Source organism: Dysgonomonas sp. (assembly GCF_035323175.1).
Lineage (GTDB): Bacteria > Bacteroidota > Bacteroidia > Bacteroidales > Dysgonomonadaceae > Dysgonomonas.
Genome location: NZ_DAOKYH010000004.1, coordinates 65226 through 87886, shown reverse-complemented (window position 1 = coordinate 87886; position 22661 = coordinate 65226). Strand labels below are relative to the sequence as shown.

The window sequence follows — 22661 nt, the reverse complement described above, 5'->3', positions numbered from 1 at the left end:
AGTAACTTATGAATTTACAAAAATTATTTTTCTTACTAATAGCAGTTCTTACAATTGGAACTTCTTGTAGTGACACTGATGATGATAAATACCAAACTTATGATGTGGCTGTAAAACTGGTTTATCCGGATGATTACACTTCATCTGAAAATGTTATTGTTACACTCGTTAATACAACTACGAAAGCAGCATATACGTCTACAACAAACGCTTCGGGGGAGGCATCTTTTAAAGTCTCTACAGGTATCTATCAGGTAACAGCGACTGATAATAGGGCCGTTGGAGGAAGCTCTTATGTTCTGAATGGCCAATCGAATCTTACGATTGGAAATAATTGGGTTAGTGCCGCCCCGGTTGAATTAAAATTGAATGCATCTAAGACAGGACAAATAGTTATCAAAGAATTATATGTTGGAGGATGTCAAAAGAATGATGGATCGGGAAAATTTCAGAATGATGCATACGTTGTGTTGTATAATAACTCAAGTATTGATTTGAGCTTGGAAAATACAGCGTTAGGTACAACTATACCTTACAATTTTACATCTGCTAATAAATACTATTCGAACGGAAAGCTTTCGTATGAGGCAGAAGGATGGGTTCCGGCAGGAGCTGCTATTTGGTATTTTAAGAATCCGGTAAAAATAGCGTCCGGTAAGCAAATTGTAATTGCTTTAAAAAATGCAGTAGACAATACTACAACCTATAGTAATTCGGTAAATTTAGCGAACTCTGAATATTATTGTACATATGATATCTCGGGACAATATACAAATACGACTTCTTATCCTTCTCCGGCTTCTGTTATTCCTACAAGTCATTACTTGTCAGCATCGGTTTATGGAGCGGGTAATGCATGGCCTTTAAGTACTGTATCTCCAACATTTTTCATTTTTAATACACAAGGAACAACTCCGGCAGCATTTGCTAGTGATGCAACAAAAAGAGAAGATTATTTCGGAAGTACGGCATTAGTAAGCTTAAAGATTCCGGTAGAATGGATTCTTGATGGTGTAGAAATAAAAGGACAAGGAGTTGACGGCGTTAAGCGACTAACCTCTACCGTTGATGCGGGATATGTAACAATGATTAATGGTTTTGGGTACTCAATATACCGTAATGTAGATAAAGAAGCAACGGAAGCAGTTGAAAGTAATGCAGGGAAATTGGTTTATAATTATTCATTGGGAACAACCGATCAACAAGATGGAACAACCGATCCAAGTACAATCGATGCCGAAGCTTCAATTAAAAATGGTGCGCGCATTATATATAAAGATACCAATAATTCAACAAACGACTTTCATCAACGTAAGAAAGCTTCGCTGAAAGATTAATACACAAAAAATAATGGCTAAAAAAGTACATAATATAACGATTCTTTTGCTTCTGGTTGGATTTTGTATACCCAAAAAGCTAATTGCGCAATACGAAAAAACAGGATGGGAAAGTTATGAGTATGTACAAGAATCAAATCCCTGGCTGTATTCTGATAATGCAGCCGGGCTTCATTCTATTACTATCGACAATTTCTCTTATGCAGAAGCTTATTTTGATAAGAAAAATGGTAAGTTAAAAAACTACTTTCAGTCTGATAATAGTTTCCAATCTGGAGCAGATGTGAAATCTTTATATCGATTAAATTCCAAAACAGTATTTTACGGAAATGTAAATTATAGTCATTTTGAAGGCAAAAATATGGGGGGAGCTACTTTTATTGATCCTTATGTAAGCCCATTCAACATAGTGGAATATGCAGATAGTACGCAGGGGAAAAAAGCGTTGGATATATACCATCTGACAGGGGCATTTAGTACGGAACTTGCCAGAGGATTTAATGTAGGAACAAAATTAGATTATAAAACTTCTAATTATGCCAAATTTAAAGATCTTCGTCATGAAAACAGAGAAATGGACTTGATACTCACATTAGGAGCTGCTTACCGGATATCTCCATTTTGGGAGGCTGGTATTAATTATACATATCGACGTAGGATCGAAGAAATACGTTTTCAATCATATGGGAATACCGATCAACAGTTTAACTCATTGATAGACTTTGGTGTTTTTTATGGGCATCAGGTACGATTCAGTAAAAGTGATGGTTATACAGAGGCTAATACTTTCAAGCCTCTATTTGAAGAGTTTCAAGGAACATCCCTTCAATTAAATTTTACATTATCTCCTAACATATTATTTTTTAATGAATTGACTTTGAAGTGGAGAGACGGATATTATGGTAAGCGTGGCACATCGTCTGTTGTATATACAGAACATACTTCTAAAATAAATGAGTATCGGGGGAATTTGACATTGCTAAATAGTAACGATCGCCACATACTCTCATTTAATATAAGTAGAGAATTGCTCAAAAACTATGAAAATTCATATCAAAGAAGTACGCTACCCAATGGAACTAACGTGATTGACTATTCTAGCCAAGAAGAAATGTTGAATAAGACAATCTGGAAATTTAGTGCTGGGTATACTGCATATCTTGGCGTAAAAGATTATTCTCCTATATGGATATTGAAGATTAATGGAGAAGCAAATAATATGAAGCAAAATGTTTCTATTTATCCGAATTACCGCAAACAAGATATAAATCAATGGAATGTAGGGATGTCCGCCAGTCGTAATATTATAAAATCGTTAAATCAGTATAGCTTAACTCTTGGATTCAGTTATATTTCAGGAGGAGGTAACGAAAAAAAAGATGGGACTTATGATTCTTCTACTCAGGAATCTACCTCTGTTAGTTTAGATCGTTATATCTACCGGGAATTCGAATATCTGACGACAGACCGTGTCCGAGGAAATGTGACCTTTCGTTATTCAAGGCTTTTTCCAGGCAAGATAAAAGGGTATGCACAATTTAATTATGCTTTGACAAATGCCTTTTCTACCAAACACATTGGTAAAACTTTTAATGAGCTGGCTCTATCGGTAGGAGTTGGCTTTTAATACATAGAATAAGGAATCACTAAGAACAACTATCATAAAAGAACCAATTATGGATACAATTATTCAGTGTGACAAAATAACACACTATTATGGAACAAAACTTATCTACCAAGACTTGAGTTTTGAAGTCAAGAAAGGTAAGATATTAGGATTGCTCGGAAAAAATGGAACAGGAAAGACCACAATTATAAATATCCTCAACGGATATCTACGTCCACAAGCAGGTGTGTGTCGAATTTTTGGTGAAGAAATGGATCACTTTACGCCACAGACCAAAGCTCGTGTAGGTCTTTTGCTCGAAGGACATATACAGCATACGTATTTTAATGTTGTACAAATAGAGAAATTCTATAGTAGTTTTTTCCCAAATTGGAACAGAGATGCGTATTATGAATTGCTGAAAAAACTACAGGTAACTAAAACTCAGAAGATAAGTACGATGTCTTGCGGGCAACGTTCTCAAGTAGCTCTCGGATTACTATTTGCGCAAAACCCCGATTTGCTGATTCTCGACGATTTCTCTATGGGATTAGATCCCGGCTATCGCCGCTTGTTCATCGAATATCTGAAAGAATATGCGACAGCCGAAGATAAAACGATTTTCCTTACATCCCATATAATACAAGATATGGAAATGCTTATCGATGATTGTATTATTCTCGATTATGGTAAAATATTACTTCACCAACCTACAAGTTATATCATTAATAAATTTAAACGCTATCGCTTTATAACCAAGACTGAAGAGATAGGTGTTGTAGATGGATTATGGAATACACAAAAGATCGGATCGTTCTGGGAAACTTATTCCTTTGACGGAATAGAAGCTGTGAATCAAAAACTAGCTCCTTTTGCTGTTTCTGAGGTAAAAGAGGAAGCATTGACATTAGAGGACGCTTTTATAGGTTTGACAGGTAAATATTAATAAGAAACAGAATATAATAGATATGATACAAGCTCTTTTATTTAAAGAATGGATTAAAACCCGACGTGTAGTTACCTTAATTGGAATTATCTTCGTTACTCTGATTATTTACACACTGATAAACACAGGACAACAATTTCGTCTTGGAGGCGCTGTACAAATTTGGTCGACAGTGATACTTAAAGATATGCCTATTCTCCCCGGATTTGCACAATGGATTCCTCTTTTGGCTGGTCTTTTATTAGGTGTTTCTCAATTTGCCCCTGAAATGCATGACAAGCGCCTTAAATTGACTTTGCATTTACCTATGCTAGAAACAAAAATTATGTCTGTCTTACTCTTTTTTGGAATAGGCATCTTATTATTTATCTTTTTGTTAAGCTATCTAGTCTTATCGTTTTCTTTTTCTTTCTATTATCCTTCCGAAATTATAAAAGCAATGATATGGGGAAACCTACCATATTTGTTTGCTGGTGTTTTTGGATACTTATTCGCTGCATGGATAAGCCTTGAACCCGTATGGCGTCAACGAATAGGATATACATTGGCCTCTATTGGCTTTCTTTCTTTCCTATTCATCCGCTCCGTTTCAGGAGCCTACATACCATTTATGCCATATCTTGTAGTTTTAATGATTCTCTGCTTTTTCTTTCCCTTCTATTCTATGTATCGGTTTAAAGATGGGGCACAATAACGGAATATTAATTGATAGAAAGTTACAGAAATGAAGTTTAAAAATATTATTTATATAATTATACTGCTGTTCATAACCTTAATAGGAATGTGGGCAATTCCTTCTTTGGTAAATAAAGCAACATATAACTCAGACCAATATCCTTTTGCCTATTACAGTACAATACTGAAAGATATTGGCTTAATAGATTACAAAAACAAAAAGTTCCCGATGGAAGATTTGAAGGGGAACAAATATAATACAGCGCAGTTCGACTCCCTGATGCCAATGTTGAATTATCGTCAGTTGATGACTGATGGGAAATTGCCGGATAGTATTAATGGGCAAAAAATAACCCCGCAGTTACTCCGTTCTAAATCTGTTGTTTATAAATACAAGCCATCAGATATAAATACTCCTGTCAATGGGCTTTATATTTTATTAGAAACTATGCCTAAGCGTGTAGGATTAGAAATTCCGAACGATGTGTTTCGTCTTAAAAATAACATTGAGTTTATAGATGCGCAAACCAATACATTGGAAGTTGAAAAAAGTAGGCTTTTTCAACAGGCTCTCGACAAAGAAGGGTTTCAGTATCCCGCCCAATGGCTTATAGGAAATCCAAATCCACGTAAGCCTTACGACGAAGGATATTTTGTGTTGGACGCTAACAATCAATTATTCCATATGAAGATGGTTAACAACCGTCCTTATATAAAGAATACAAAAATCGGGGAGAAGATCGAGGCTTCATATTTCTCGATGTTGGAAGTTGCCGATAAAAGATTCTATGGATTTCTTTTCAGCAAACAAGGCGAACTATTTATTATCGAAAATGATGGAGCTAATTATAAGACGGTGAAACTGGATATCGATCCGATAGATATGCAAAAAGACGAAGTAATCTTGATGGGCAACATGTTTGATTGGACTGTTTCCGTCGTGACACCTTTTGCTAAAAAGATTTATGCACTAGATGCCGAAACCCTAAAAAGAATTGGAGAGCATACTATTGACCGTACGCCCGGTAGATGGGATGCTGTTTCTAAATGGATATTTCCTGTATATTTAACTCTCGAAAAATCAGAGACTAGCTATATACAACCCTATTTTCACTATATAGGGATTTATGGCTTTGCAGTAAATCTAATTATAGCATTCTTGACAGTTCTTTTTATAACGGGCTCTCCTAAAAGGAAGATTTTTAATGGAATATATATCTTTTTAACCGGTATAGCTGGCTTAGTAGCTTTGTTAATCTTGCCTAATTCAAAAAATAAATAAAGTGTATATGAAAAAAATTATGTTATTAGCCTATATGGCTATTTGTTTAGTTTCTTGCACAAGCAAGAGTACGGATAATAAAGAAAATGATACAGATTCGACTTCTGTAGCTCAAGTATCGGGTCTTGCCATGTATCCATTAGATAGCTTATTGGCTGAGGCAGACCAATTAGTTAATAAAAAAGTAATAGTTAAAGGTAGTGTAACACACACATGTAAGCATTCGGGCAAACGTTGCTTTATTGTAGGTGACAACGAAAATGTATCTATGCGGGTAGAAGCTAAAGGAAATATCGGTGGCTTCAATCGCGAATTAGTAGGTTCTGAATTAGCAATCACCGGAGTCTTAAAAGAACGTCGTTTGACTAAAGAATATATAGATCAGTATGAAAAGGATGTAAACGAAAAGAAAGTGAAGGAAGACGGTTCTGCTGAAACTTGCCAGGCCGAACTTGCTAATATTAGCGAGATGCGTGATTGGATGAAGAAAAACAATAAAGATTATTACGCCATTTACTATTTAGATGGAGAAGAATTCAGTATCGTCGAGCAGTAGAACATTGCACCGTTGGGCAAGGATTATTCATAGGGACTTAGGATTTCTGATGGTTGGAGTTAGTCTTGTTTATGCGATTTCAGGAATTCTATTGAATCATATGAACGGAAAAGACCCGGCTTTTCATACCGAAGAGATAACTTTGCAAGCTGAAAAAGGACTTAGTTCGCAAGAGTTGACATATTGGTGGAACGATAGGAAAGATGTTCCGCCTTTGCGGAAAATTCTATCGATAGATGATCAACATCTTAGATTGATGCTAGACGGTGGAGTCGGCGTTTATAATTCGGGCAGTGGAATGCTGGATTACGAAAAGCATAGCAAACGAGAGTTCGTTTATTGGATAAATAAGCTTCATTACAATAAAGTAAAGGGCTGGAGTGTAATGGCAGATTTCTTTGCCGTATCTCTCATTTTCTTTGCCTTCTCAGGTCTTATTATGGTAAAAGGGAAAAATGGTATTAGTGGACGGGGCAAATGGTACCTACTATTCGGGCTTATAATACCAGTCCTTTATATCGTGCTTTCTTGATTTATAAGTGAAAAAGAGTATGTTCGTTTTTTTGAGCATACTCTTTTTATATACAACCAATACCTATTGATAATACCTTAATATTCTTAATATCAAATAATAGACAAAAAACCGTTGGTATTATTTAATGATATAAAAGCAGAGTAAATAGAAAAAGATTATTTACTCTGCATCTTTAAATATGTAGTTTTATTCGGGCTAAGGTCAGAAAGTCCCGTCTTTTTTTCGCTCTATTTTACTGCGTATATTTGGATTTACAAGTATGTAGCATCCCTTTACATTTACTTTTATCAGATTGTAGGTTGTACCGCAAGTAGTGTCGGAGGTTATTCTGCGATAATAATATGTTCCTGATCTTATTTGTGTCGGAGGGATATAAGAAGCACTGATAGCTCCGGCTATATTAAACCAGGATATGCCATCTGTACTCGATTGCCATTGATAGGTATAGAATCCCTCTCCACCTGTCACTTCTGCCGTTAGAGTTGCTTGTTCTCGTACACATACCTCTAAAGATTGGTCTGCAGTACTCGGTGTGGGTAGCAAAGCTGGTGTCACTGTAACATGTATGCTATCGAGTTTCGCTATACCACAAAACTCAGGTGTAACCGATACTTTATACCAACCTGTCATATTTGTATCTACATTGCTAATGGTCGGATTCTGCATATCAGAAGTAAAACCATTGGGTCCTGTCCATGTATAATTAGTGCTCCCCAGAGTTATGCATTTAAGCTGTATTGTTCCTCCTGTACAAATCGGATTTGAACTCGCATATACTATTTTTGCCGTCTCTAGGTTTGATATCATTATCTGCTGCTTAAATGCGTTTCCACATTGGTCGTTGATACGAATTGTATAAGTCTCATCTGCTAGTCCGTAAGTAAAATGAGCAATACCGCTGGTTGTTATATCTGCAACACCTGATATTTTCACTGTATTATCTGCATTCCACAACTGATAGGTATAAGGAGCAACTCCATTCATCGCTTTCACCGAAATATTTCCGGTTGTTCCTCCTACACATACATATGCCGAAGTAGCCTTAGGGTCTAGATCTAATGGTGGAGCTGTATAAACGATGGTTGTATCACCAATAACACAAGCGGTAGAATTATTATCTGTTAATATACCTAGCACATAAGTTCCCGGTGCAGAGAAAGTAAAGGATCCGCCGGGGGCAATTACCGTTTTATCATATCCCGTAGGACCACTAGTTAAGCGGTAATATGTAGTTGTAGGATTACGTTTATACGTTATAGTGCCCGTTGGAGTTATTTTCATCCCCGAACAAGTTTGTTGACTAGTATATCCAAGATCTTTATAGTTATATATCCCCGGATTATTGAAGGTCGAGACGATAGGATTGCCGCAACCATGATTCACTGTGAGAGTGTAAGTTCCCGGAGGTAAGTTTGTTGCAGGCATAGTATAAGAGGCAGATGATGATGTCATTGTTGCCGATTGTGAAACATATCCAGTCGGTCCTGTTATTGTTAAAGTGGTTCCTATTGGCCAGCCTGCATTTGCGGATATATATAAGCGTCCTTTATCTACAGTACATTTATCATCGTACGAACTGCTTGTGCTCAATGCATAACTTGTCGGTAGTGTGGATGCTATATTACGTGTAGTAGTATAAGTAAATCCATCAGCATAAACTGCAGTGAATGTATATGTTTTACCATACTCTAAAGGGCAAGAATAATTAGTCGCAGTATTAGTTAGGGTTTGGGTACATACCACCACATTATTGGGGTCGGTAATAGTCACCTCAACAGGTATACACTTATGGGTTCCGGTTGGTAGATAATAAACTAGTTGATAACTGTCACAATCAAATCTATTGGTTGTAAATGAAATGTTCCGGTTTATAGCGGAAATTGAACTCGTGACTACTGTTCCATTTTGATCTGTACACGTAACTGTATACTGAGTATCATACTCTAATGTCATTATATCATTCGAGTTGACACTGTTCAACCAGTTCGGATTATTATAAACGATACCTCCCCCTGTTGTTTTTTTTACTATAATATTTAATGGATAACAAAATAATCCATCATAATCAGTCCATGGTCTTACGGTATATGTATAGTTATTGCAATTGCGATCACGCATAGAATAAGTGAAATAGGTGGGTTTTTTTATATTCGTAGTGAAGCTTTTGTAAATGTCATTACAACCTTTCAATCGTATATAAATAGCAAGACTATTTGATGAATAAAAATTAGCTATATTATAAGGAGATATATTCAATAATATTCCGCCAGAGGCAGTACTGTTCCAGTCTGACCATTGGGTTGGTATCTGTCCGGCGGGAGCTGCTCCTATTTCATACATTCTATCGTTGTAATATCTTTTATAATCAGGATTAGCCGATATTTCAGTAGAAGAGGCAGTCCATTTTACATATCCACATGAACCTTGAGTATTATCCAAATCGGGGAGAAAAGCAGTCTGAGTAAGGTTACTAAAAGTAGGAAATCCAGAAATAGTACCCAGTGTAAAATCTCTTACTGATGTATAACATCCGTCATTTACCTGTACGGTGTAATTCCCTGCAGGGTAATTTGTGTTAGGAAATGTGTAAACATTTCCACTCTTTGTGGGCGTCACCGTCTGCGGAGTAGCAACCCCTGCGGGTGCCGAGGTAATCGTAAACTCAAAATTTCCACTGCCATTGGTAACATTCAGCGCAATAATACCTGTACCACATCCTAGATATGATTTACGTGAGACATCAGAATTAAGCGATACTTCCGGTACTTTGTAATTACCTCCAACAATCAGATTTGAGAGATCTTTAACCGTACTATACTCACTGTCTATTTTACAAAAAGCTCGAACAGTCAGCTGATATGTACCGGGAGGTATATTTCGCAACACATGATCACTTTGAGGATTTATAGAAAAACCGCCCTCAGAACTAAGTCCGTATTGCACATTAAAAATATTTGTGGTATCTCCACCCAATGTTACGGTTATCTCTCCATTCGACAAACAGGTAGAATTCTTTATTTGGGTACTTACAGTGAAGTTGGGACTACAAGTCTGTGCTCCAATTTGTGACGAGCTAATTAAACTTATACACAAACAAGAGAATATATAAATAATTCTTTTTGTCATAATATATTTTTATAAGGTTCGTCTTTAACAAGAACAATAGTCAATGTACCCTCTAATGGGAAGTTATAATCACTATTTCCATAAATCTCTGGAAAAGTAAATGTTGCAGTATTTCCTTCTATAGTCAAAGTGTACAGAGGAGATAAGGAATATGGCGAAGAAAAATTATCTTCTGGTTTTGGATCTATTTCCTTCTCAGATTCTTTAGCTGGCAATAGTAACATTCCCTCATTGATTACATTATATTCCGCGAGGTTGTTCCACAGAGTACAAGCAGCTAGCTTTCCCGATTGTATATATACCGATAAGAATATGGGATGAATGGGAAATGGCAGCTTGTTTATCCCTTTTAGAGATGTGGTGTCATTAAAGGTATGCGCCAATACTCCTGCTTTAGTCTCATAGTTACGAACATTTATTGTTGCACTACGAAACCAATAATTTCCATTAGTCTCTTGTTTTACATCCTTTACTATATTGTTTTGCGCAAATGCAGAAATGGTGCATACGCAAAATATTAATGCATAAAATATTTTCATAATTTACTAATCTTTATTTTGTACAAACTATTGTTATTTGACCTTAAAAACAATGTTCATAAACGTTTTTTCGGAATAAGTAAATTGTGCGAAAAGTTTGTATTTCAAAATCCCTGTATTACTTAATGTGATATTCTGGAAAACCGTATTATCATAATAAGGAATGAAATACTCTAAGTCATTACTAGCTAACACGGGTAAAGTTGTTGCACCCGCCCCCTTGATAGACGACGCTGAATTAGTCAGTTCGAATTGTTCTCTGTAAAGAGTATATAAATCAACAGTAAACTCTTGTGTAACTGTGTTATAAGATGGGTCTGCGGTATCTGTCGGTAGCACAATAGATGGCATATAAAAGAATTTAGGTGTAACTGCAGAAACTTCCGCAAAAAGTTTTATCCATTTAGTCCCATCATTATAATAATATCCGGGGGTTACATCGTTTATCGTAGCGGTGTTATACACAGTCATTCCTGCTACATGCGCTAGTAAAGGAGAAAATGATGTTGTTGATGAAAGTGAAACGCGTGGTAGCAGTAACCCTTTTGTAGAACTGTGGTCGGAATGCTCCTGTAAATCGAGTAACGCATTTGAATTTGGTTCATATCCCGAACCGATGGTTACCTGTCCACGTAATAAGGAAGAAGCTCCTAACATTATAACTATGAATAATGTTTTCAGTTTGCTTCTGTTTAGTTTGAAGTTTGTTGGTTTCATTTAGTAAATGTTTTAGTTTTATAATGAAATAATTAATCACTCATTTTTTGCATATATAATTCTATCCCGTATAAAAACTTCAATACCCTATATTCTCTTCCGAATACTTTCCCAAGCGGCGGTTGAAAATAAATGGGATGACAACAAATATTAAAGACAAACAAATTAAAGACAAACAAGTGGTTACCCCGTTTTATAGGGTATTGAAACTTTTGTATGGGTATATATAGTTCGTGTAAATGTCTGGAGTGGAAAAGAAACATTATGCTATAATTTATTTTTCTAAAGTTTGCTATCTCATTGATTTTTCTGATTAATCAACAAATGTAATGTATAGAGCAAAGGCAAAAATTTATCGTATAGGGTATATCTCCTGTTAAGAGATATATTTTAATGTGTAATGTGCTGATAACGTGTATTATATATATTCGTAGATCTATCTAAATTAAATTTATGAACATATTGCAGATTATGCCTTTTTCTTTTTTATGTCTTTTAATTACTTAAATTCAATTTATTTTCTAATTTTGTAATTAATTAAATATCTCTTAACAGGAGATATTTTTTTTGTTTATTCTTATCTTATTTATAATTAGACTGTTGATGTCTTCTGTGACAGATCTATTTAATGATACAAAATAAATTTGGCTTGTTGTTTGCGAACATGTCTCATCTCTTTTTCTCTTGTTATTTATGTCTTCAATATATAGTATCGCTTGTGCTATGTAGATAGTTTAATAAATCAAGCGTAAAAGTTTGCAATAAAATGTTGTAATAAATCTCTGGTGTATACTCACTATAGTCTTCTAAAAAAACAGCTATACATCTTGTGATATATAGCTATTTATAATTGCTGTATTGTGATCCCGAAGCGATTCGAACGCTTGACCCACAGCTTAGAAGGCTGTTGCTCTATCCAGCTGAGCTACGGGACCTCACCTTTTGCTTTTAAGCGAGTGCAAAGATAGTACTTTTTATAAAAAGAAAAAGATTTTATTTCAAAAGTTTTCAATTTTTAGTGCTTAAATAAATTAGAGTTGTGTAAATCAAATCTTTATAATAATCTACATGTAAAAGATTATCAAAAGACAAGATATAAAGTCAACCGTTTATTTTATTCATATTATATTTGTATTCTTATTAAAAGAAAAATAATTATGGAAATAAAAGGAAGATTTGATCATTTCAATATAAATGTAACAGATTTGGATAAAAGCATCAGTTTTTATAAAAAAGCATTAGGCTTGAACGAAATAAGGCGTAAAGAGGCTTCAGACGGATCTTTTACTCTTGTATATTTGGGAGATGGTGTTAGCCCTTTTTCTTTAGAATTAACATGGCTGAGAGACCATCCTCAAGCTTATGAATTGGGAGAAAATGAAAGCCACTTATGTATAAGAGTAGATGGTGATTATGATAAAATCAGAGAATATCACAAAGAGATGGGGTGTGTTTGTTACGAAAATCATAGTATGGGACTTTATTTTATAAACGACCCCGATGATTATTGGATTGAAGTTTTACCTATCAATAGATGATATATTTCCAACAATTTATTAATACTAATTGATATTGATTTATTCGTTTTTGTTAAACAAATATACATTTATATTATCTTTGTAGCTATTACCATTCATATAAAAATATGGACATTGTCATATCGATACTAATTACACTTTTATTTGTTTTTCTTAATGGTTTTTTTGTTGCAGCCGAATTTGCAATTGTCAAAGTAAGATCTTCTCAATTGGAACTGAAAGCTCAGGCAGGTAGTCGTACTGCAATCCTGTCAAAGCGTATAGTTTCACACCTTGATGCATATCTTGCAGCTACTCAGTTTGGTATTACTATTGCCAGCTTGGCTTTAGGGTGGATTGGAGAGCCTGTCGTTTCTAAAATAATAAAAGAATTAATAGGGCTATTCGGATTGGAACTTGCACCGAATATTCTTTCTACTATTTCTCTTATTACGGCATTTGTTATTATTACTATACTCCACATTGTTTTAGGCGAATTAGCTCCTAAATCGTTGGCAATACAGCGTTCAGAACAGACAACATTGGCTGTAGCATATCCTTTGCATGCTTTTTATTGGCTGTGTCGTCCATTTATCTGGATGTTAAATGGTATTGCCAATTTTATACTTAAGCTAGTCGGACTACATACTGTTTCGGAGCAAGAAGTGTATAGTAGTGACGAGCTGCGCTATCTTGTTGATCAGGCTAAGGAAAGCGGAAATGTAGATAGTGCCGAATTTGATATTATTCAAAATGCATTTGATTTTTCAGAACGGACAGCACGTCAGATAATGGTTCCTCGCACTCAAGTTGTAGCTATTGATGCTAACGATTATGATGAGAAAACCCTCGAATTTGTAATAGAAGAAGGATATTCCCGTATTCCATGTTATGAAGATAATATAGATAACACGATTGGTGTTGTTCATCTAAAAGATATATTGAAAAAAATGCGGATAAATGGAACTGTAGATATACGTTCTATTATTCGTCCTGTTTCATTTACTCCTGAGACCAAAAGGATTGGTCAATTACTGAAAGAATTTCAAGTAAAGCATCAGCAAATAGCAATGGTGCTTAACGAGTATGGTGGGGTAGAAGGGGTTATTACGATGGAGGATATTCTTGAAGAATTGGTAGGTGAGATTCAAGATGAGTATGACAATGAAATTCCTTTTGTAGAACAAACCGGAGATAATACATATTCTGTAATTGCCACAGCTGCCATCTCAGATATTAATGACGAATTACCACATCCTATCGATAAAGATAAGCAATACGATACATTGGCCGGCTATTTAATAGATAAGTTTGGTCGTATTCCCAATACTCACGACAAGCTTGAAGCCGAGGACTATCAGTTTACTGTAGTAAAGAAAAATAAGGCTTCGATAGTTTTAGTGCAACTCAAAGATCTGGCTCAAGATGAAGAATCTGAAGATACAGAACAAGCCAGAACATCTCAGATTTGAATAAAAAAATAGAATGGATTTTGAACTTCAATATACCGATGATCAGTCTAGTGCTCGCGCAGGGTTGATAACGACAGATCATGGACAAATAGAGACTCCTATATTCATGCCCGTGGGGACCCAAGGTGCTGTAAAGGCCGTCCATATGACTGAGCTCGAGAATGATATACAGGCACAAATAATTTTAGGAAATACATACCATCTGTATTTACGTCCGGGGTTAGATATTTTACAACAAGCAGGAGGTTTACATAAATTTAATAGTTGGAATAAGCCTATTTTGACCGATAGTGGGGGATTTCAGGTTTTTTCTTTGGCTCATAATAGAAAGCTTACTGAAGAAGGTGCCATTTTTCGCTCTCATATCGATGGCTCTAAACATGTATTTACTCCTGAATACGTAATGGATATCGAACGTACTATCGGCGCTGATATAATGATGGCATTCGATGAATGTACACCTGGCGATGCAGATTATACTTATGCAAAAAAATCGCTAGACCTTACAGAACGATGGCTTGATAGATGCATAAAACGTTTTAATGAAACCGAATGTGAATACGGTTATAAACAAGCATTATTTCCTATTGTACAGGGATGTGTATATCCTGATTTACGCAGACGAGCTGCAGAGAATGTCGCTTCTAAAGGTGCGGACGGGAATGCTATTGGAGGGTTAGCTGTTGGAGAGCCTACAGAGAAGATGTACGAAATGATAGAGGTTGTAAATGAGATTTTACCAAAGGATAAACCTCGTTATCTGATGGGGGTAGGTACACCGGCCAATATTCTCGAAGCGATAGAACGTGGAGTAGATATGTTTGACTGTATAATGCCCACACGTAATGGACGTAATGGACAATTATTTACTCGTAATGGGATTATGAATATGCGAAATCAGAAATGGGCTAAAGATTTTTCTGCAATAGAAGAAAATGGAGCTTCATTTGTTGATACTTTGTACACAAAAGCATATCTTCGTCACTTATTTATAACGAATGAAATTCTAGCATTACAGATCGCTTCTATCCATAATCTGGCTTTTTATTTATGGCTTGTCAAAGAAGCCCGTCAGCATATAATAGCAGGTGATTTTTTGAGCTGGAAAAGAATGATGACTGAAAATGTTTCAAGACGTTTGTGATTAACTGAATAGAATGAAAATACTATCAATACTTGATAAGTACATAATAAAGAAATTTTTGGGAACATACATATTCTCAATTATTCTTATTATTTCTATATCCGTAGTGTTTGATATAAACGAACGACTTGATAAGTTTTTAAGCAATAATGCTCCCTTAAAAGCGATCATATTCGACTACTACATGAATTTTGTACCGTATTACACCAATCTTTTCAGTGCATTATTTGTGTTTATTGCGGTAATATTTTTTACGTCCAAACTTGCTGATAATTCTGAAGTTATAGCAATGTTATCAAATGGGATGAGTTTCAAACGATTGATGAAGCCCTATATGATTTCAGCAGGTATTATCGCAGTAGGATCATTCATTCTAAGTAGTTTTATAATTCCACCAGCCAACGAAACGCGTATAAAATTTCAGAACAAATATATAAAGGATAAAAGTGTAGATTATGCAAGTCGTATACAAATGCAAGTTGACAAAGGAGTTATTCTTTATATCGAACGTTTTGATAATAAAACACGATTAGGATATAATCTTTCTTTAGATAAATTTGAAGGCAAGGAACTAAAATCGAGACTGGTTGCAAACAGAATAGAATATGATACAGCATATCACTGGGTTCTTAATAATTATTCTATACGCGAATTTCATGGAATGAAAGAAAAAATCACAACCGGGGCCCGGATAGATACCACACTGAATGTTATACCGAGTGATTTTCTGGTATCTGTAAATGATTTTGAGCAAATGTCAACGCCTAAGTTGTATTCGTATATACAGCGACAAAAGGCCAAAGGATTGGCAAATGTCGGAGGTGTAAGTATTACTCAATTCGAGATAGAATTCCATAAGCGATTCGCATCAGTATTTTCAGCATTTATACTCACTATAATAGGCGCCTCCTTATCTGCTCGGAAAATGAAGGGCGGAATGGGACTTAATATTGGAATCGGACTAGGGTTGAGTGTAACCTATATTATGTTTCAGACAGTAAGCTCTTCTTTTGCTGTTTCAGGCACAATGCCACCAATGCTGGCCGTATGGATACCGAATATTGTATTTATGTTTATAGCTGCATACTTATATTCTAAAGCACCAAATTAATATCTACATTCTTTCTTCTTTGTAGACTATACAAATAACTGAATCTTATCCAAGTTTATTTTATTTAGCTTCTCTGTCATTTGTAATAAGTGATTGGAGCTTATGGTATATTACAAAATATTCGATGAATTACCTTGTAAGTAAAGGTCAAATATCGCTCAGCACTGAATCTCTAATTATTAATAATAAAAATAGAACCTACGAATCTCACGACTCATAGGTTCTCAAAAACTTTTACAAAACTACACTACTATCTTGGTTGATAGTATATTTTAAGAATGTCTCTTTCTTTATTTTCCGTTTTAATCAGAATTATTACCCCAGCTTTTATTTCATAAATATCCGGCTAGTCTTTTTTACTGTCTGTTTATTATCTGCTACTTTAACTATATAAATGCTGTTTTGAATAAAGTAACCGTCAGTGAAGCTTTCGGAGCTATATTTCTTAACGTTTTTACTAAATATTTTTTTACCGTTCAGATCATATACAATAGCCAGACAATCTACTTCAGACATATTGGTTACTACGATAACATTGTTATTTACCGTAATATTGATTAATGCTGAACCTTCATCATCGTCAGTTAGTACAGAGTTGCTAGAAACAATATCGAAGCGATTTTTATCTAAACTACTTTTTCCATTAATCGCATATTCTCCATTATTAACAATAGGGTAGATGTGTCCTGTTGTTAAATCTCGAAGGTATAGTTTACGATTTTCTATATCCGGAGTAACAGATAAGTTTAACGTATAATTTTCATTTATTGAAGTTTTTACATCAAAAGCTGTACCTGTTATTTGTGGTACTGTTGCTATTTGGAACTTCTCTTTATTTGTACCTGATACGTAAATCTGAGTCAAACCATTTTCTAGTAACTTGTATCCATCCCAACCATTATCAAATCCGTTTGTAGTTGCCGGATTTTCGAACAACCATACGCGGTCGGCCGATGAATCACCTATTACATCCATAATAATATGAGGATAAGCTTCGCTATTGCTACTTTTTAATGAACGCCATGCTGATTGATTAATCAATTCGTTCTTTCCTAATTTAGCGTATTTCAAAGTTATCGAACCGGATGTTTTAGCATTCAACATGAATGTATGCATCGATAAGATCCTATCAGGTAAAGTTGCCTGACCAGCCAAGCTGAATGGTACAGCTTGATATTGTCCTCCGCTAATACCGGTAGCAGTAGATCCATTTAGCTTACGCCATTGGTCACGAGTTCCTGTATTGAATAAGTATACAGTTTCTTCTTCCAATAGTCCGGTGCCAAAAGTAATTGCATCTGTTGAGATCGGGATTGCTGCTGTATATGAATTACCGATCAAATTCATGCCTGAATAATTCACATTCGAAGTTTTTGTTAACGGCACAATCGCATCAGCTACATTTAGTGTACCTGTGAAATTATATATTTTGTCAGGTAAAGAAGTAGCACTATTGGTCATTTCATAACCCTTGAATGCTTTTAATTGAGTATCCGGGCTATATGGTGCAGGACGCCATTTGTCTCCGCTGTAAGGCTCTACCCATTGGTTTACAGTTTCTACTCCGGTAGAAGGAAATTCAGAGCTATTTACCGGTATCCCGAAATATTGCCATTGTCTCTTATAGTAACCACAAGTAGAACATTCGTATGCTTTGTTATAGAATTCGACAGTAGCATTTACTGCTAAGTTTGTTGCCGGATTGGTAAAAATAAGTGTGCCTGTAGCTTCATCCGGAGATGTTTTTACGATTATAGTCCCTTTATCAGAGTTACTGTCATTGACGGTTCCGTTTATCGTCAATTGATTTTGGGTCGTTACTACGAGGTTCATATCGGAGTTATTGGTAAGATCTCCAATAATTCGGTCTTTATCTAAATACAGATCATTAACAGCTGCTCCCGCACCATTTCCACTTCCTGAAGATCCGTTATTGGAAACGGTTGCAAATTCAATATTTTCTCCCGATACAGGGACATAGTTGGCTGTCCAGTTATTTTCTTTTGTCCAATCTGTATCAACTGTACCGTGCCAGTAATTACGTATATTTACTACAATATAAACAGTTGCACGGTCACATGCCTGAGGTGTACCATTATCGCATATTTCATATATAAAACTGTCTGTTCCCTTAAATCCGTCATTGGCAACATAAGAAAATGTTCCGTTTGCATTTAAAGTAAGAGTACCATTGGAAGTACTGCTGACAGGTGTTGTATTTACGACTTGTTCATTTCCTTCGGGATCGAAATCATTATCCAGGACATTCCCGTTTAATGTTTTTTTCCCATCAATGTAGAAAACATCGTCGCGTGCAAAAGTATAATTTACTTGACCACTTTGGTCTGATATTACTGTTATAGTCACTGTAGCCTGATCACAAGTTACAGGATCACCATTATCACATACTTCATAAACGAAAGAATCTTGACCTACAAAATCGGTATTAGGAGTATATGTATATGTTCCGTCTTCAGCTATTGTAACCGAACCATTAGTAGGAGAAGTTATCAGAGTTGTATTAACAATCATATTATCACCATCAGGATCAAAATCATTGGTTAGTACATTGCCCGAAACACTTCTGTTTTTTCTGGTAACGGCTTCGTCGTCATTCGCTATGATGTTATTATTTATTGTTGGATCTGCTTTTTGAATTACTTTGATTGTTACTGTCGCTTGGTCACATGCTTGAGGAACACCATTGTCACACACTGTATATGTAAAGCTATCTTCTCCTACGAAATCATTCTTTGGAGTATACAAATAACTTCCATCAGCATTTAGTATAACGTTTCCACCTTTAGTCGTAGTTATTGATCCATTATTGGTCACAGTCTGTGAGTTTCCTTCCGGATCAAAGTCATTGGTCAATACATTACCACCAACAGATATATTCTTATACGTTATATTAATATCATCAATTGCATAAGTTGTATTTGGAGATACTGGTTCTGGATTTACGTGAATGTATACAGTCGCTTTGTCACAAGCTACAGGAGTGCCATTATCGCATACTTCATATACGAAACTGTCTGTTCCTGTAAATCCATTATTTGGAGTATAAGTAAACGTACCATCAATATTTAGAACTAAAGATCCATGAACCGGAGCATTAACCGGAGTAGTGTTTACTATCTGGTTATCGCCTTCGGGATCAAAATCATTCAGTAATACGTTTCCATTTACTGTTTTATTTACTTCACTATAATAAGCATCATCATTTGCATAGGTATGATTTGTCTTATCACTTTTTGGTAATACAGTAATTGTTACTGTTGCTCTGTCGCATGTTGCAGGGTCTCCATCATCACATACTTCATATACAAAAGTATCTACACCTTTAAAGCCAGCATCTGGAGTATAGACATATGTTCCGTCTGATGATATTGTAACTGTACCATGTGAAGGAGGGGTTGTCGGGGTTGTATTTATAATTAGATTATCTCCGTCAGGGTCAAAGTCATTCGTTAGAAGATTCCCGGATACAGGCTTATCTTGTTCGGTAACACCTGTGTCGTCATTTGCTACAACATTGTTATTAATCGATGGGTCTCGTTCTGGAATAACATTGATTGTAATTGTTGCTGTTGCACATGCTTTAAGAGGTGCAGGAACATCATCACATACAGTATAAGTAAAAGAATCGGTTCCGATAAAATCATTAGCAGGGGTATATGTATAAGTGCCATTTGCATTTATTGCAATTGTTCCACCGTTTACTGTTGTGAAAGAACCTGTAGAAGTAACGGTCTGGGTATGTCCTTCCAAATCGAAATCATTGGTCAATACATTTCCGCTGATTGATTTGTTTTCTTGTGTTACATTAATATCATTAACAGCATTCGTTGTATTCGTTGGATTTATCGTAACTGTTGAAATGTTGTTGCTTAGATCTGGATCTGATTCTTTTGTCTGCGGATATCCTTCTGCTGTATTATTATATATACCCGATTTGAGTACCTTCGCTTTAATAGTTAATACTCTTTCGTTTTTGCTTAGATCAAGTGCATCATATGGTATATCATATACAGTCCATATTCCGATAATTGGATCATAGGTCGTTTGTTGTTGATTCCAAACTTCGGGATCATTACTTCCTATAGGTGAAGGTGTAACAGTTGAGCCCATAGAGGCTGTATGACTTACATATTCATACCCCGAAGGTAATAAATCGTCTACCGTTATATTCTGAGAATACATCATACCTTTGTTGGCTACTTTGATCGTGAAAGTAACCTCACTTCCTATGGCCGGCGTAGAGTTGCTAACTGTTTTGACGACTTCTATATCAGACTTATCCCAGTTGAATGTAAAATTCAACTCCATCGTTTCCATCCATGACCCTGCATAAACATTAAATGTATTTTCATTCCCAATACCATTATTTCCACTAGCCCACCAGATATTCGCAGGGCTATCAGCCCCCGTAGTATTTATAGCCGGAGATTGTACATTATTATTAGCAAAAGTGCCGGATTGATTAGCTGGAACTGTAAACCAATTGGTATTTCTGTTACCGGGACCCCCTGTGTAAACTTTACTATGATCCCAATACAGTTTAACTGTGGCTTTATTCATATCTACCGGTCTGATGTTTTTCATTGTTATCCCAAGACTTTGTTCCATATCGTAGACAGGGAAATGGACTGGGAAGAAATTTGCTGATGTGAATAGCTTAATAACAGTCCCTGCCGGAACAATGTTGCCATTATCATCTTTCCCATCCCAATACACATCATAGGTTCCTGCATCATTAAAGTATCTGAAAAGGCGAACATCACCAGTAGAGTAACTTCCTGAGCCATCAATGTCTACTAGGATATCCAGAATTCCGGGAGTATCCACATATACGATAAAATATGCTTCTCCACCTGTAGCATCCGCTTTTCTTCCAAATCTTACGTCTGTAGTTGCAACCGGACCTCGTGAAGTTTTCCAAATAGATTCATCCGGTTCTGCAACAAATAAAGGATATTGATAGCGATTGGATGTTCCTTTAATAGACTTGCGGTTTTCTTCAATATTGGGTTCTCCATTCCCTAATTTCTCGTTTAGTGGTCCGGAGTCATTAGCAAAAAATACTACATAACCCGCATTCGATTTTCCAAAATTGACATACTTAATATAATAATCGTCTGTTTGTGCAGAATATGTATTATCTACGGGTACATAGAATCCAAAATCATCGTGAAACGAAGAACTATTTGTTTGACCGGCTGTAGTAGGAAGGCCACTATAAATACTCCAATACCTACAATATACACGGCCTGGACGCTTGGTCGTTCCGGAGGCAACCGTAACATCCCAATCGGTAATTTCCCAACCAGTGTTACCCGGACTAGCCATTTCTACCCAAAAAGCTCTATCCTGACCGGTATTGTTTGTAAATTGACCACCTGCGTTCGTATTGGTAGCACTTGCGGTTCCTGTGGTAGAATAACCTCCCGACGTTAAAGCAGAGGGGCCGAGAAAAGCTTGAGCCTGTGTCAGACTTGTATTGGTACTCGTTCTTCCTTGTAAATTACTATTAGCTGTTGTAACTGCCGTTTGTCCTGAACCTGAAAGTCCTGAAGGGAAAAATGTATTATATCCTGTCGATGAGTTATCATAATACCAAGTAAAATTGCTGGTGGTCGAACTCTTAAAGCTAAAGTAAACAGTTTCACCCGCTTTTACATAAACATAGAAGCGGTGATTCGTATCATAATTCGTAGTTGCACTAGGCCTCATCATGCTTCCGCGAGTATCGTAGCCTGTATTTCCTGCAGTATTTCCGGGAACATACAACGAACTTAGACGACTTACTGTTGCAGAGCCTTTCCAGTTACCGGAACCTTCAGCATGAATATATGATACAGATATTGTAAAAAACAATAATAGAAATAATAGATAAAGGTTTGATCTTTTATGATGAGTAAAAAAGTATTTTTCAACTTTCAAACTTTGATTCGGATAAACCTGAGTATGGTATTTTTTATTCATAATTCAAATAATTAACAGATTTATTGGATCGTATCCCTGATATTTTATATTCAGCTTTTAACCAATCTATCATTAATTTACTTTTGTGGCTATATTGCAAACCTTCGTATTAA

15 protein-coding genes and 1 tRNA gene are annotated in these 22661 nt (G+C 35.8%); 11 read left to right on the top strand and 5 right to left on the bottom strand.

The window, feature by feature from the left end; genetic code table 11:
- Nucleotides 1-8 precede the first annotated feature (8 nt).
- The 7 genes from PKC55_RS07140 to PKC55_RS07110 are packed head-to-tail and all read left to right on the top strand — an operon-like array spanning nt 9 to nt 6934.
- Nucleotides 9-1337, top strand: a complete 1329-nt coding sequence (locus PKC55_RS07140) for a DUF4876 domain-containing protein (protein ID WP_291128424.1) — start codon at nt 9-11, stop codon at nt 1335-1337.
- A gap of 13 nt (nt 1338-1350) precedes the next feature.
- Nucleotides 1351-2964, top strand: a complete 1614-nt coding sequence (locus PKC55_RS07135; protein WP_324372439.1) for a DUF6850 family outer membrane beta-barrel protein — start codon at nt 1351-1353, stop codon at nt 2962-2964.
- A gap of 49 nt (nt 2965-3013) precedes the next feature.
- Complete coding sequence (locus PKC55_RS07130; protein ID WP_291129974.1) at nt 3014-3889, top strand: ABC transporter ATP-binding protein; 876 nt, start codon at nt 3014-3016, stop codon at nt 3887-3889.
- 22 nt (nt 3890-3911) lie between these two features.
- Nucleotides 3912-4583, top strand: coding sequence for a hypothetical protein (locus tag PKC55_RS07125; RefSeq protein WP_291129976.1), 672 nt, complete (start codon nt 3912-3914; stop codon nt 4581-4583).
- A gap of 30 nt (nt 4584-4613) precedes the next feature.
- Nucleotides 4614-5846 carry a DUF4857 domain-containing protein gene (locus PKC55_RS07120; RefSeq protein WP_291129979.1) on the top strand — a complete coding sequence of 411 codons (1233 nt, stop codon included), beginning with the start codon at nt 4614-4616 and terminating at the stop codon, nt 5844-5846.
- A gap of 7 nt (nt 5847-5853) precedes the next feature.
- Complete coding sequence (locus PKC55_RS07115) at nt 5854-6402, top strand: hypothetical protein (RefSeq protein WP_135106015.1); 549 nt, start codon at nt 5854-5856, stop codon at nt 6400-6402.
- Nucleotides 6371-6934, top strand: a complete 564-nt coding sequence (locus PKC55_RS07110) for a PepSY-associated TM helix domain-containing protein (protein ID WP_291129983.1) — start codon at nt 6371-6373, stop codon at nt 6932-6934. Before PKC55_RS07115 ends, PKC55_RS07110 begins: the two co-directional genes overlap by 32 nt.
- A gap of 204 nt (nt 6935-7138) precedes the next feature.
- On the opposite strand, the gene PKC55_RS07105 is transcribed toward PKC55_RS07110, so the two are convergent.
- From PKC55_RS07105 to PKC55_RS07090, 4 genes are all read right to left on the bottom strand, one after another.
- The gene (locus tag PKC55_RS07105) at nt 7139-10063 is read right to left on the bottom strand and encodes a DUF8696 domain-containing protein (protein WP_291129985.1); all 2925 of its coding nucleotides are present in this window, start codon (nt 10061-10063) and stop codon (nt 7139-7141) included.
- Nucleotides 10060-10602 (bottom strand): hypothetical protein, encoded by a 543-nt coding sequence (locus PKC55_RS07100; RefSeq protein ID WP_291129987.1) that lies wholly within the window; start codon nt 10600-10602, stop codon nt 10060-10062. The genes PKC55_RS07105 and PKC55_RS07100 overlap by 4 nt, the downstream gene beginning before the upstream one ends.
- A gap of 33 nt (nt 10603-10635) precedes the next feature.
- The gene (locus PKC55_RS07095) at nt 10636-11319 is read right to left on the bottom strand and encodes a phage tail-like protein (RefSeq protein WP_291129989.1); all 684 of its coding nucleotides are present in this window, start codon (nt 11317-11319) and stop codon (nt 10636-10638) included.
- 861 nt (nt 11320-12180) lie between these two features.
- Nucleotides 12181-12254: transfer RNA gene (locus tag PKC55_RS07090), tRNA-Arg, on the bottom strand.
- A gap of 222 nt (nt 12255-12476) precedes the next feature.
- On the opposite strand from PKC55_RS07090, the gene PKC55_RS07085 reads away from it, so the two are divergent.
- The 4 genes from PKC55_RS07085 to PKC55_RS07070 all read left to right on the top strand — a co-directional run bounded on the left by PKC55_RS07085 (nt 12477) and on the right by PKC55_RS07070 (nt 16563).
- The gene (locus PKC55_RS07085; protein WP_135106024.1) at nt 12477-12857 is read left to right on the top strand and encodes a VOC family protein; all 381 of its coding nucleotides are present in this window, start codon (nt 12477-12479) and stop codon (nt 12855-12857) included.
- A 107-nt stretch (nt 12858-12964) separates the two neighbouring features.
- A complete protein-coding gene (locus PKC55_RS07080) occupies nt 12965-14308 on the top strand; it encodes a hemolysin family protein (protein WP_252637464.1) in 1344 nt (447 codons plus the stop codon).
- Between the two features lie 13 nt (nt 14309-14321).
- A complete protein-coding gene (gene tgt, locus PKC55_RS07075) occupies nt 14322-15452 on the top strand; it encodes a tRNA guanosine(34) transglycosylase Tgt (RefSeq protein ID WP_291129992.1) in 1131 nt (376 codons plus the stop codon).
- Between the two features lie 13 nt (nt 15453-15465).
- Entirely contained in the window at nt 15466-16563 is a 1098-nt protein-coding gene (locus PKC55_RS07070) for an LptF/LptG family permease (protein ID WP_291129995.1), read from the top strand.
- Between the two features lie 327 nt (nt 16564-16890).
- Here the strand turns inward: PKC55_RS07070 and PKC55_RS07065 are convergent, their stop codons facing one another.
- Nucleotides 16891-22548: a cadherin-like domain-containing protein gene (locus PKC55_RS07065; protein WP_291129998.1), complete on the bottom strand. Its 5658-nt coding sequence runs from the start codon at nt 22546-22548 to the stop codon at nt 16891-16893.
- Nucleotides 22549-22661 lie beyond the last annotated feature (113 nt).